General features: G+C 71.0%; 13 protein-coding genes and 1 pseudogene. 4 read left to right on the top strand and 10 right to left on the bottom strand.

Going from position 1 to position 12,152, the window contains the following annotated elements; genetic code table 11:
* Nucleotides 1-212 precede the first annotated feature (212 nt).
* Together OG972_RS30500 and OG972_RS30495 are read right to left on the bottom strand one after the other, a co-directional pair.
* Nucleotides 213-298 (bottom strand): annotated as a pseudogene (locus tag OG972_RS30500).
* Between the two features lie 32 nt (nt 299-330).
* On the bottom strand, nt 331-1,062 hold the full coding sequence (locus OG972_RS30495) for a hypothetical protein (protein WP_266986876.1): 732 nt from the start codon (nt 1,060-1,062) through the stop codon (nt 331-333).
* Between the two features lie 317 nt (nt 1,063-1,379).
* Here OG972_RS30495 and OG972_RS30490 point away from each other — a divergent pair, with 317 nt between their 5' ends.
* Together OG972_RS30490 and OG972_RS30485 are read left to right on the top strand one after the other, a co-directional pair.
* Nucleotides 1,380-1,826 (top strand): DUF3574 domain-containing protein, encoded by a 447-nt coding sequence (locus OG972_RS30490; RefSeq protein ID WP_266986874.1) that lies wholly within the window; start codon nt 1,380-1,382, stop codon nt 1,824-1,826.
* 165 nt (nt 1,827-1,991) lie between these two features.
* The gene (locus OG972_RS30485; protein WP_266986872.1) at nt 1,992-2,156 is read left to right on the top strand and encodes a hypothetical protein; all 165 of its coding nucleotides are present in this window, start codon (nt 1,992-1,994) and stop codon (nt 2,154-2,156) included.
* 32 nt (nt 2,157-2,188) lie between these two features.
* Here the strand turns inward: OG972_RS30485 and OG972_RS30480 are convergent, their stop codons facing one another.
* The 3 genes from OG972_RS30480 to OG972_RS30470 all read right to left on the bottom strand — a co-directional run bounded on the left by OG972_RS30480 (nt 2,189) and on the right by OG972_RS30470 (nt 7,440).
* Nucleotides 2,189-3,481 carry an SWIM zinc finger family protein gene (locus tag OG972_RS30480; protein WP_266986870.1) on the bottom strand — a complete coding sequence of 431 codons (1,293 nt, stop codon included), beginning with the start codon at nt 3,479-3,481 and terminating at the stop codon, nt 2,189-2,191.
* Entirely contained in the window at nt 3,478-6,399 is a 2,922-nt protein-coding gene (locus OG972_RS30475) for a DEAD/DEAH box helicase (RefSeq protein WP_266986868.1), read from the bottom strand. Before OG972_RS30475 ends, OG972_RS30480 begins: the two co-directional genes overlap by 4 nt.
* Before the next feature lie 99 nt (nt 6,400-6,498).
* Nucleotides 6,499-7,440 carry a slipin family protein gene (locus OG972_RS30470; protein ID WP_266986866.1) on the bottom strand — a complete coding sequence of 314 codons (942 nt, stop codon included), beginning with the start codon at nt 7,438-7,440 and terminating at the stop codon, nt 6,499-6,501.
* A gap of 206 nt (nt 7,441-7,646) precedes the next feature.
* On the opposite strand from OG972_RS30470, the gene OG972_RS30465 reads away from it, so the two are divergent.
* Complete coding sequence (locus tag OG972_RS30465) at nt 7,647-7,991, top strand: hypothetical protein (RefSeq protein WP_266986864.1); 345 nt, start codon at nt 7,647-7,649, stop codon at nt 7,989-7,991.
* Between the two features lie 98 nt (nt 7,992-8,089).
* On the opposite strand, the gene OG972_RS30460 is transcribed toward OG972_RS30465, so the two are convergent.
* The 3 genes from OG972_RS30460 to OG972_RS30450 all read right to left on the bottom strand — a co-directional run bounded on the left by OG972_RS30460 (nt 8,090) and on the right by OG972_RS30450 (nt 10,518).
* On the bottom strand, nt 8,090-8,533 hold the full coding sequence (locus OG972_RS30460) for a DoxX family protein (protein WP_266986862.1): 444 nt from the start codon (nt 8,531-8,533) through the stop codon (nt 8,090-8,092).
* Between the two features lie 87 nt (nt 8,534-8,620).
* Nucleotides 8,621-9,316: a bifunctional 2-polyprenyl-6-hydroxyphenol methylase/3-demethylubiquinol 3-O-methyltransferase UbiG gene (locus OG972_RS30455; protein WP_266986860.1), complete on the bottom strand. Its 696-nt coding sequence runs from the start codon at nt 9,314-9,316 to the stop codon at nt 8,621-8,623.
* An 83-nt stretch (nt 9,317-9,399) separates the two neighbouring features.
* A complete protein-coding gene (locus tag OG972_RS30450) occupies nt 9,400-10,518 on the bottom strand; it encodes an ADP-ribosylglycohydrolase family protein (protein WP_266986858.1) in 1,119 nt (372 codons plus the stop codon).
* Nucleotides 10,519-10,576: 58 nt separating this feature from the next.
* Here OG972_RS30450 and OG972_RS30445 point away from each other — a divergent pair, with 58 nt between their 5' ends.
* The gene (locus tag OG972_RS30445) at nt 10,577-10,876 is read left to right on the top strand and encodes a DUF6343 family protein (RefSeq protein WP_266986856.1); all 300 of its coding nucleotides are present in this window, start codon (nt 10,577-10,579) and stop codon (nt 10,874-10,876) included.
* Between the two features lie 201 nt (nt 10,877-11,077).
* On the opposite strand, the gene OG972_RS30440 is transcribed toward OG972_RS30445, so the two are convergent.
* Both OG972_RS30440 and coaE read right to left on the bottom strand, forming a co-directional pair.
* Nucleotides 11,078-11,446 carry a tetratricopeptide repeat protein gene (locus tag OG972_RS30440; protein WP_266986854.1) on the bottom strand — a complete coding sequence of 123 codons (369 nt, stop codon included), beginning with the start codon at nt 11,444-11,446 and terminating at the stop codon, nt 11,078-11,080.
* Between the two features lie 81 nt (nt 11,447-11,527).
* Nucleotides 11,528-12,142, bottom strand: coding sequence for a dephospho-CoA kinase (gene coaE, locus OG972_RS30435; RefSeq protein WP_266986852.1), 615 nt, complete (start codon nt 12,140-12,142; stop codon nt 11,528-11,530).
* Nucleotides 12,143-12,152 lie beyond the last annotated feature (10 nt).

The following is a 12,152-nucleotide window of genomic DNA, read 5'->3' as shown; positions in this document are numbered from 1 at the left end:
TAATGTCGCCGCGTCCTTCCTTTAGACGACCGCAGATCGAAGCTCCGCGGGTTGGAGTCGAACCAACATCTCGACGCGCATGGGCCCGAGCCCGTTTGATCCGGCGATCGGCGGCGAATGCTGAGTCTGGAGCAAGAGTCTGAGATTGATCGCGGTCTGCCTCTGCCAGTTGGGCTACCCCGGCCCGCCCGCGTACAGGGAATGTACGCAAATGCCGGGGGGAGGACTCGAACCTCCACTGGAACCGCGTCGTCACGACAAGCTTCAGTTTCAGCTTGCGCTCCTCGCGCACCCCGGCCGTGACAATGCGGCCGGGGAATCCATGGTCGGCTACCCGAAGAGGTAGCCGAATACCGCATCACCCACCCGCTGGTCGGTGACGTCCACGCCGTTGGCCTCCTCGCGGGCGAACTTCACAGCCTGCTGGAGCTTCTCCACCCGGTCCAGGAGTTCGTTGATACGCCGCGCGGGAAGAGCCCCGGAGAACTTCACGGTCGTCCAGTAGCCGATCGGGACGTCCTCGTAGTACACCTCGACCTGCGCCGGGTGCTTCTCGGTGGCCTCCGCCTTGACGTGGTTGCGGGGCACCTTCTTCGTGCGCAGGGTGCGGACCGGTTCGGTCTTCCAGGAGTCCGTCGACGGGTCCTGGGTCCACGCCTCGGCGGCGTCGAGCACCGGCAGCTTGCGCACGAACGTATTGATGTCCGTCAGCTGCTTCTCCAGGAAGAGCAGATACGACACCGGCACCTCGGCCACGAGCACGCGGCCGTCGACCTTCACATCCGCGCGGGCCGCACAGTTCGCCCAGTCCTTCGTGGCGGTCACATCGAAAAGCCGGGTCAGCGTCGCCGCGGTGTTCCGCAGCACGTCCTCGGCCTTGATCTGCACCAGCGTCGACTCGGGCGGAAGCTGCTCACCCTCCTCGTCCTTCGGCTGGTAGGTCCGGGAGATCCCGGCGAGCAGCCCGGCCTTCTGGAGGCCGTGATGTGCCGCCGTCAGGTCCTGGTGAGCCTTGGACTTGACGCCTTTCTCCACTGCGATGATCTGATTGAGTTTCGCCACGCGAGGGAAGTTAGCACCGCCAACCCGACCGGAACGAAGGGTTTTTGGCGAAGATCGGCTCTCCGGCTACTCCGTCTCCCACGCCTGCCCCGTCACCGGTACGGGTGATTTCCCCCGCGCCGCCATGTCCCACCGCTCTCCGGTGAGGGCCCCTTGTCACAGTGAGCCGCGCGCGGTCCGCGCCCACCCCCTCCTCCGAACGAAGGGCCACCCCCGTGTCGCTCCTCCCCCACTCGACCAGCCGCCCCGGCCACCCGAGCCCGAAAACCTGCAGCAACGACAGCCGGCACGGCCCGAGGCGGCCCATCGCACTCACGGTGGCAGCCGCCGCCTTCGCCGTACTGGCCGTGGGCGAACCTGTCGCATACGCCACCCTCGGCAGCGGCACGCCCGCCGCCTCGCAGCCCGCCGCGTCGGCCGCTCTCGCCCGCGGCAAGGCCTACATGGAGACTCGGCTGCTCTTCGGTACGGAACGCCTGGACGGCGGGCCCCTTGTGACCGACCAGCAGTTCCTCGCCTTCGTCGACGAGGAGATCACCCCACGCTTCCCGAGGGGCCTGACCATCCAGGACGGCCGCGGCCAGTGGCGCGACTCCCGCGGGGTGATCGAGCGGGAGCGCAGTTACGAGGTGATCCTGCTCTACCCGGCGACCGAGTCACGCGTGCGCGATTCGCAGATCGAGCGGATCCGCAACGCGTACGAGAACGCATACGCCCAGGACTCGGTGGGCCGCCTGGACGAGCGTACGACCGCCGATTTCTGACGACACCGCCCGTCCTGGGTCGCACGGCCGCCGCGACGACTGCGGCCATGTGGCCGATCGCAACGTCGGGCGTCCCGGTGCGAGAGCTCCGTCCGCACCCGCACCCGCTCGTTCGGCATCCGCTCCGGCAGTACGCACTGCGACGGGTCGCCGTCGCTGCCGACCATGGAGACGATCACCGATAGGGCCGGGGAGCGTCCGGCGACGGCGCACGGCGCCGACCGCGGGCCGGCCCAGCAGGAGAGCGAGTCGTTCCGGAAGGCGCGGCTGATCCTTCTTCCGGTCACCTTCGCGCTGCTGATCGCTGTCTTCGTCCACCTGCGGAGCTGACAGACAGCCAGGGAGTCCGGGCGGAGCCGGTGTCAGCGGCCGAGCAGAGCCATGAGTGCGCCCACCGGGTCGGTGTCCGGCATCGCGCGGGGCCACCAGTCGTCCTTGTCCCGGTCCGATTCGTAGCCGTACCAGCGGCCGTCGTGGCCGAAGCGGAGCTGGAGCGTGCCCTCGGGGTGGGTGAGGCGGTTCCGCCAGGGCTGGAAGCGGGGGAAGTCGCCGGCCGCGAGGGCGGGGCGGGCCCGGTCGAAGGGACCGGCCGGGGGGGCCCAGGGGTTCTCCAGGACGTCCAGCCCTTCGGCGCCGCCCTGGCGCCATGCGGCGACGGCGCGGGCCAGGTCGGTGGTGGTGCGGCCGGTGGCGTAGGCGAGCTCGCGGTAGAGGGCGCGGGTGGTGGCGGTGAGCCCGGCGGTGGGGCGGGCGGCGGCCAGCCGGACGGCGTCCTGCCAGGGGGTGAGCCCGGCGAGCGGATCGTGTCCGGTGGTGAGGAGCGTGAGCGCGCGGGCCGCCGCGTCGGTGGCGAGGTGGTCGAGGGCGAGCGGGTCGCGGGCGCCGGGCAGTTCGGGATACGAGGGCGGCTGGCCGGGATGCGCGGGTTCCGGGAGCGGGGAGGGCAGCGGCGGCAGGAACCGGTCGGCAAACGCCTCACGCGCCGGCACGGAGGGGGTGACGGCGGCCGTGGGCCGTTCCCTGGCGGAGTGCGCGGCGTTGCGCCGGCCCAGCTCCTCGACGAGTTCGCGCTCGCCCCGGCCGCGCAGCAGCAGGAGGACGAAGGGGTCGGTGTCGAGCAGGCGGGCCATCTGGTAGCAGAGGGCGGCGACGTGCTTGCAGGGCCGGCCGTGGTCGGGGCAGGAGCAGCTCGGGTCGAGGTCGTCCGCGGCGGGCAGCAGTCCGATGCCGGTCTCGGCCGCCGTGTCGACCAGGCCGTGCGGCATCTCCTTGGCGAGCAGCGCGGAGAGATGGCCGGGCCGTTCGGCGACGGCGTCGAGGAAGGTGTCCCAGCCGGTGTCGGTGAGGGTCCGCAGCCGCAGTTCGGTCCGGTACGGGCGGGGGCGGCTGCCCTGGACGTAGGCGACGACGCGGCCGGGAGTCACGGTGATCGCGGCGACATGGCCACTGTCGGCGTACGTACGGCCGCGGGCGAGGCGCCCCTCGTCCATCGACAGGGACTCCAGCGCCGCCACCCAGGACCGGCCCCACCAACTGTCCGCGAACGGTTCGCCGCCGTCGGACGTGCGGGGCGGCACGGCGTCGAAGGTGCGCCGCAGGTCGTCGGGGCCGAGGCGGGCGCGGACGTACGACGCGGGCCGGGAGCGGGGGCTCATGACGGCCTCCGGAGCGAGACGAGGTCGGCGAGGTCACGGTCGCTGAGTTCGGTCAGCGCGGTCTCTCCGGTGCCGAGCACCGCGTCGGCCAGGGCCTGCTTGGCCACCAGCATCTCGCCGATCCGGTCCTCGACGGTGCCTTCCGCGATCAGCCGGTGCACCTGGACGGGCTGGGTCTGGCCGATGCGGTACGCGCGGTCGGTGGCCTGCTCCTCGACCGCCGGGTTCCACCAGCGGTCGTAGTGGATGACGTGGGCGGCGCGGGTGAGGTTCAGTCCGGTGCCCGCCGCCTTGAGGGAGAGCAGGAAGACGGGTACCTCGCCGGACTGGAAGCGGTCCACCATCCGTTCCCGTTCGGCCACCGGCGTACCGCCGTGCAGGAGCTGGGACGGGACGGCGCGCGAGGCGAGATGGGCGGAGAGGATCCGGGCCATCGTCACGTACTGGGTGAAGATCAGCACGGAGCCGTCCTCGGCGAGGATCGTGTCGAGGAGTTCGTCGAGCAGGGCGAGCTTGCCGGAGCGGCCGATGAGGCGGGTCGGCTCCTCCTTCAGATACTGCGCGGGGTGGTTGCAGATCTGCTTGAGCGAGGCCAGCAGCTTCATGATCAGTCCGCGGCGGGCGATGCCTTCGGAGGCCTCGATGAACGCCATGGTCTCGCGTACCGCCGCCTCGTACAGTGTGGCCTGTTCGCGGGTGAGGAAGACGGGGTGGTCGGTCTCCGTCTTCGGCGGCAGCTCCGGGGCGATGCCCGGATCGGACTTCTTGCGGCGCAGCAGGAACGGCCTGACCAGCCGGGAGAGGCGCTCGATCGCTTCCTCGTTCCCGAGTCCTGCCGCGGTGCCCGTGTTCTCGACGATCCGGGCGTGCCGGGCACGGAACGCCTTGAGGGGGCCGAGCAGCCCGGGGGTGGTCCAGTCGAGCAGGGCCCAGAGCTCGGAGAGGTTGTTCTCCACGGGGGTGCCGGTGAGGGCGATCCTGGCCGGGGCCGGGATGGTGCGCAGCGCCTTCGCGGTGGACGAGTGCGGATTCTTCACGTGCTGCGCCTCGTCGGCGACGACAAGTCCCCAGCTGTGCTGGGCGAGTTCGGCGGCGCTGGACCGCATCGTTCCGTACGTGGTGAGGACGAAGCCGTCGTCGGGGTGGTCGAGCGTGCGGTCGGTGCCGTGGAAGCGGCGGACGGGAACACCTGGGGCGAAGCGGTTGATCTCCCGGTGCCAGTTGCCCAGGAGGGAGGCGGGGCAGATCACCAGGGTGGGTGCGGGGTGCGCGCGGCGCAGATGCAGGGCGATGACGGTGATGGTCTTGCCGAGTCCCATGTCGTCGGCGAGGCAGCCGCCGAGGCCGAGCGATGTCATCCGGTCGAGCCAGGCCAGGCCGCGCAGTTGGTAGTCGCGGAGCGTGGCGTCCAGTCCGGGCGGCGGCTCGACGGTGGCGTCGTCGGCGAGGATGCGGGTGCGGAGTTCGGCGAGGGCACCGGCGGACACCGCCTCGACCTGTTCGCCGTCCACCTCCGCGCTGCCGGTCAGCGCGACGGCGAGGGCGTCCACCGGGTCGAGCAGGCCGAGCTCACGCTTGCGTGCCTTGCGTACGAGCGCGGGGTCGACGACGACCCACTGGTCCCGCAGGCGCACCACCGGGCGGTGGGCCTCCGCGAGGATGTCCATCTCCCGCTCGGTGAGCTGCTCGTCGCCCAGCGACAGCTGCCAGTTGAAGGAGAAGAGCTGCTCGGCGTCGAAGAACGAGGTGCCGTCGGTGGCCGAGCCGGGCGCGGGTCGTACGACGGCGGTCGCCGTGAGGGAGCGGACGAGTTCGCGCGGCCAGTGGACGCTCACGCCTGCCGCCGCCAGCCGCGCCCCGGCGTCGCTCAGCAGCTCGTACAGCTCATCCTCGGTGAGGGCGAGCACGTCGGGGACCGGCAGGTCCAGCAGCCGTTCCAGCGGCGCCCAGACGCGGGCGGCGCGGCGCAGTGCGAGCACGGCGTCGATCCGGGCCCGCGGCCCGAACGGTTCTCCGCCACCGCCGTTCCACAGTGCGGCGGCGTCGATGACGTACGTCGGGTCGGCCAGGCTGTGCACCTGCGTGATCGCCGCGGCGGCATGCCGCGCGGCGCCGCGGTGGATGTCCGCGGTGTCTTCGGTGGTGTCGTCGGCGTCGGGGCCGCCGTACGTGTCGGCGGTGTCGAAGAGTTCGTACGCCGACAGGTCGAGCCGGAGCGACACCCGTACCCCCGCGTCCAGACCGGCAGCGACCTCGGCGGCCCAGTCGCGGGCACGGGGCAGATGCTGGGCCTCGCGGGCCGCGAAGGGGGCCCCCATCGCGTACGCCGCCGCGGGTGTCCGGGGCAGGGTGTCGGCGACCGCGTCGAGGAACGCACCGACCAGCGACTCGGGGTCCGGGAGCTGAAGCGGTGTGCGGTCCGGGAGCGGCACGGCATGTGCCTCGGGCGGCATGGCCGCGGCGATCGCGCGCAGATGGGCGATGTCCTCGGCGTCGCGCGGACCGGCCCGCCAGGCGTCGTGGTCCTCGGCCGTCAGACCGGGGACCAGTCGGCCGCGTGCCACCAGGTCGAGCCCATGGAGTGCGGCCGCTCCCCAGCAGCGGGCGGCCGGATGAGCGGACTGCCGGTGCCGGGCGCGGACCAGCAGGGGCAGGGCGTCGGCGACGGGCAGCAGGACGGCGGGAACGGCGCGAACACGCACCTCACCCTGCTGCCCGTGACGCCGCACGACAGTGATCTCGGCGCCCTCGGCCGGCCCGGCCGGCTCGACCTCCGGAAGCGGACCGTCGTCCGGGTCCCAGAAGGCGACTCGCCCGTCCCTCGGCAGCGACGCGGGCAGGAAGACGGCAGCGCACCGCAGGAAGCGAGCCGTGGCCACGTCCTGCGTGTCCTGTTGCACACGTCCTGCCGAGGTCATCGCTCCCCTCCCGTCCCGCGCTCGGTCGTCTCGTCCCACTGACTACGCGAGTCTAGGCGGGGGGTCTGACAACCGGTCCCCGGCCGGCATGCGCTCAGGTCAGTGCCTGGCGAGCGGCTTCGAGCGGGCGACCCGCGTGGGCCCGGAGACCACCGGCGCGCCGGCAGGTGCGGGCGGAGGCGCGGGCGCCACGGGCGGCGCCTGTTGCGGCTGAGGCTGCGGCTCCGGCTGAGGTTGTTGCCGCGGCTGCGGTTGTTGCAGTTCCTGCTGCATCTGTCCGGGCTGCTGCGCCCGCTCCAGGAAGCGGAGCAGCTCCACCGGGAACGGCAGCACCAGTGTGGAGTTCTTCTCCGCCGCGACCGCGACCACGGTCTGCAGCAGTCGCAGCTGCAGCGCGGCCGGCTGGGCGGACATCTGGGCGGCCGCTTCCGCCAGCTTCTTCGATGCCTGCAGCTCCGCGTCCGCGTTGATGACCCGCGCGCGCCGCTCGCGGTCGGCCTCGGCCTGGCGCGCCATGGAGCGCTTCATCGTCTCCGGCAGCGACACGTCCTTGATCTCCACCCGGTCGATCTGGACACCCCAGCCCACCGCAGGGCTGTCGATCATGAGCTCCAGTCCCTGGTTCAGCTTCTCCCGGTTCGACAGCAGGTCGTCGAGGTCGCTCTTGCCGATGATCGACCGCAGGGATGTCTGCGCCATCTGCAACACCGCGAACCGGTAGTCCTCGACCTCCACGATCGCGCTCGCCGGATCGACCACCTTGAAGTAGATGACCGCATCCACCCGCACCGTCACGTTGTCCCTCGTGATGCCGTCCTGCGCGGGCACGGGCATCGTCACGATCTGCATATTGACCTTCCGCAGCCGATCGATGCCGGGAAGGATCATAGTGAATCCGGGGCCGCGCACATCGTTTCGCAGCCTGCCGAGCCGCAGCACGATGCCCCGTTCGTACTGCTTCACGACCCGCGCAGCCGCCGCCGTGTAGACCACACCCACGGACGCCGCCGCCGCTATCGCGACCACCAGTTGTTCGACCATGACGGCCCCCTGAAAGCCGGAAATGCCTGATTCACGCCGCTATTACCACGTTATGCCCATTAAGTACACCGGGCGAACCCCGACCCACGGGATGATCACCCGGCAGGCCCCGCACCGGATGCCGGGGCGGCCGGGAGGGGGCAGGGTGACCATCGTCAGCACCTGATGTACGGACGAGCCGGACGAGACAAGACGAGGACCCGCCCATGCCCGTGATCGATCAACGACGCCGCCGTCTCGGCATCGCAGCCGGGACCGCGCTCCTGACCCTCACCGTCGCCGGCTGTTCCGGCCTCGGTCGCACCGCGGCCGGGCCGGTCACCTACGTCACCGAGCGGGATGCCGTGATCATGTTGAACAGCCCCTCCGTGAAGGGCTGCCACCGGCTCGTTCCGGGTGCCAAAGCAGTGCAGAACGGAACCCTGATCGACATCATCCTGTACCGGACACGGGACTGCACGGGCCCGGGGACGACGTATGTCGCCACCACGCTCACCGATGTGAACGCAGCGACCTCCCTCCCCTGGCGCAGCTTCAGCACGGTCCACTGACCGCGGCGGCGAGCCTCCGCAGCCCGGCACCGAGGCGCGTCCGGGGGACGCCGTTCGGTGCCGGGCCGCGGCAGTGGACGTACAAGGGCCCGCTCGCCCTACGCGCGCCTGCGGATGAGCGCGACCAACCGTGCCGTTCTGTCCCGCTGCTCCCGGGCGATCAGGACGACCAGCCCGATGAGCAGTGCGGGCATGATCGCGTTCATCGGGTCGAGCAACGTCAGTTGGACGATGGAGGCGCCGGCCAGCAGCCCGGCGAAGGCCATCGCCGCGACGCCCGACAGCAGGGGTACCAGCAGGGCGATGGCGCCTGCCATCTCCAGGGCGCCGATGAGATACATCGCGCCATGGCTCCAGCCCATGCGGTCGAAGGACTCGATCGCGGTTTCATGGGCGATCAGCTTGGCGAACGCGCTGAAGGCGAAGAACAGGGCCAGTACGACCCGCGCGACGGTCAGCGCGACCGCACCGCGGCTGCGTGCCGTGCTCTCCCTCGTGGCGTCAGTGGTCGTCGTGTTCGTCGGCGTCGTGATCTCGGACATCGGGGTCTCCTCGAAGAAGCGTCGCGTGGTGTCGCGTACATAGGGGTAGACCCCACCGCCCTCCGGAACTCATCGCATCTCCCGCACCTACGTGGGCAGGGCCCGCACCCACACCCCGTCAGCCATGAGATACCGGTCCACGGTCAGTCCCGCCGCCTCCAGATGCCCCTCGAACTGCTCCTTCGTCAGCTCTCGCGACAGGAAATTCTGGGTCCATCGCGCATCGTCGAAGACGTACTCCGCGCGCACCGCGTTCACCTCGTCGCCGACGGGGTCCGCCGAGACGATCCGCACGATGCAGCCGGACGCATCGACACGCTCCCTCGGCAGATCGGTGTGGTAATCGAGACCCTCACGCTGCAGCAGCACGACGCCGCCTTCCCCGACGTGCCGTCGGCAGGCGCGCAGCATTCCGTCGCGCACCCGGTGTTCGCTCGTGTGCACCAGATACGACGCCAGCATCACCACGTCGAAGGTCTCGTCGCCGAGATCGAGGGACTCGATGGGGCTCTGCACCGTACGCGCGCCCCGTACGTGTTCCAGCATCTGCGGCGACTCGTCCACGGCCGTGACCTCGAAGCCGCGCTCGACCAGCGCATGGGTCACGCGGCCCGCCCCGCAGCCGAGTTCGAGAATGCTCGCACCGGCGGGCACCGCCGACGCGATCACATCCGGTTCGTCGCCGACGGAAAGCCGTCTGTACAGCTCGACCGCGCAACCGTCCGGAGTGATCGAACCGGGTCCCGTCCCCGAATATCCCTCACGCACCCGTCGTCCGCTCATATGCAGCCGAACGAACGGCCGTTGGGCGCGGTTCCCGGCACGCGACGCCCTCCCGCGCCGGGCTCCTCGATGTCCGGCGTCCGTCAGCACACCGGATAGCGTTCCTGCGGCCATGTCACGGCCTGCTCGAACTCCAGACACAGATCATCCGCCAGCTCGGCTATCACGGCCCGTCCCTCTGTCAGCACGAGCCAGGAAGACGGGAGTTGCACGTCACCGTGGTGGGCGCCGAGCAGATTGCCGCAGACCGAGCCGGTGGAGTCGCTGTCGCCCGAGTGGTTGACCGAGAGCAACAGCGACTCCGCCACGTCGTCGGCGCCGGGCAGCACCAGGGCGCAGTACACGGCGATGGCGAGGGCCTCCTCGGCCACCCAGCCCGCCCCCAGCGACTCCACCTTCTCGGCGGTCGGCGCCCCCTGCGCGGCCAGGTCGACGGCCGCGCGCAGCACTGCCGTCGTCTCCTCGTGCCCCGGGTGGCGGGCAAGCAGCTCCATGGCGCGCAGCACGGCGCCCGCCATCGAGTCGCCCTCCAGCAGATGGGCGATGATCGCGGCGAGGGCCCCGGCGGCGAACGCACCGGTCGGATGCCCATGGGTGATCCGGGCACAGCGGGCGGCGAGCGCGAAGCCGGTCGCCGCTCCCTCGCCGATCAGGCCGAAGGGCGCGGACCGCATCACCGTGCCGCACCCCTTGGACCCGGTGTTGACCGGACCCGGCAGGCCGATCGGTCCCGTCGGGTCGGGGATGTGGCCGGCCGCGAGTCCGGTGAGGCAGGCGTTGCCGGGGGCCCGGCGGGCGTACAGGAAGCGCTGCTGCCGCAGCCACCCGGTCCGTACGAGGTCGTCCCCGCCGCGGGCGGGCGGTGCCGGATGGTTCTGGGTGTCGAGCCAGCGCAGATAGGCGTTGCGGACAATCGCGGTCTCGGCGCCGCCGATCCCCTTCGACATGGCCCGGGAGTGCGCCCTGATCAACCCTTCCGCGGTGAACAGGGTCATCTGCGTGTCGTCGGTGACCCGGCCGACGACCCCGTCCCCGTCCGCGACAGGTTCCCGGACGCCCTGCTCCCCGTATTGCCGGCGGATACCGGAGAGCGACAGGAATTCCACCGGGTTTCCCAGGGCGTCCCCGATCGCACCGCCGAGCAGCGACCCGCGGACCCGGGCCCGGCGGGTGGCGCTGTGCCCCCATGGTGTGCCGTTCACGGACGGTCCCCCACATTCTGTCGTCGTCGTTACTCAAAACCGCCGCCGCGGGTCCATCATGGGAGGAGAGGCGATCACTATGCGTACCGGCAATGAACCGATGACCGCACGTAGCCCGCTCCGCCTGCGGCTGTGCCTGAGTCTATGGGGCATGGCCTGGGCGCTCTTCGGCCTGACAGCCTTCAGCCTGGTCGACCGCCCGGGCTGGGCCGCGGCCTGCGGCCTGCTGCTTCTGCTGACGCTGGTGGATCTGGCAGTGATCGTCCACCACATCCACCAGGGTCCGCACTACCAGCCGGGCCGCAACATCCCCCCGTACGAACCGGACCACGGTGGACGCGGCCGGTACGGGCACTGACGTCCGGGTCCCGACGCGGGGCTCCGTCATCAGGGACTGGAATCAGGGACGGGCCGGTAGGGGAAGACGTCGATGCCGCACAGCCCCGGTCCGCCTCCGGGCAGGCATGCATCACCGCTCCGCAGGACCGGGTCCGGCCTCGATCGGATCCGCGGAGGGCCCGTGCTGAGAGCCGTGATCCTCATGAACGGGACCGTGGCGTCAGCCGTCCGTGTCGAAGCGGGCCGCCCGCAGATACTCCGGGTTCGGGTCGAGTGCGGCAGCGAGCCGGAAGTGACGCACGGCCTGTTCCGAACGGCCGGAGCGCTGGAAGGTACGGGCCAGTGCGAAGTGCGCGAACGCGTTGTCCGGTTCGCGCTCCAGGACGAGTTCGAATTCCAGCTCGGCCGGGCGCAGCTGGGCGGCGGCGAAGAAGGCCCGTGCGCGCAGCAGACGGGCAGCCGTGTTCTCCGGATGGGCGGCGATCACCGAGTCCAGCAGCTTGACCGCGCCCCGCGGGTCGCGCGCGGCCAGCAGGCGTTCGGCCGCACGGAAGTCGATGACATGGGTTTCCGGGGTCCTCTCGAGCACGGTCGCATCCTTCCCTTCGTCAACCCGTTTCCAACGTCCGGCCGGGTGCAGGTATTCCGGTCGGTGGACCGGCCCGCCGCGTCAGTCCCGGCCGGAGGCGGCAGCGGCCCGCTGCGTCAGTTCCTCCCAGACCTTGCGGACCTGCGGCTCCAGCGCCTCCAGCGGTCCGTCGTTGTCGACGATCAGATCGGCGACGGCCCGTCGCTGCTCGCGGGTGGCCTGCGCGGACATCCGGGCGCGAGCCTCGGGCTCCGTCATGCCGCGCAGCCGTACGAGCCGGTCGAGTTGGGTCCCGGGGGCGGCGTCCACGACGACGACCAGGTCGTAGAGGGGGGCGAGTCCGTTCTCGGTGAGGAGGGGGACGTCGTGGACGACGACGGAGTCGGGGCCCGCCGCCCTCTCCAGTTCGGCGGAACGGGCGCCGACCAGAGGGTGCACGATCGCGTTGAGCGTGGCGAGCCGGTCGGCGTCGGAGAAGACGATGGAGCCGAGCTTCGGCCGGTCCAGGGTCCCGTCGGCGGTGAGGATGCCGTCACCGAAGGCCTCGACGACGGCCGCGAGCCCGGGGGTCCCGGGCTCGACGACCTCGCGCGCGATCCGGTCGGCGTCGATCAGTACCGCTCCGTACGAGACGAGCAGTCGTGACACTTCGCTCTTGCCGGCGCCGATTCCGCCGGTCAGGCCCACTTTCAGCATGGTCGAGAGA

This window comes from Streptomyces sp. NBC_01669, assembly GCF_026339735.1.
In the GTDB taxonomy this organism is placed as follows: domain Bacteria; phylum Actinomycetota; class Actinomycetes; order Streptomycetales; family Streptomycetaceae; genus Streptomyces; species Streptomyces yanii.
The sequence above is the reverse complement of the archived record's forward strand: the minus strand, read 5'-3'. Positions and strand labels throughout refer to the sequence as shown.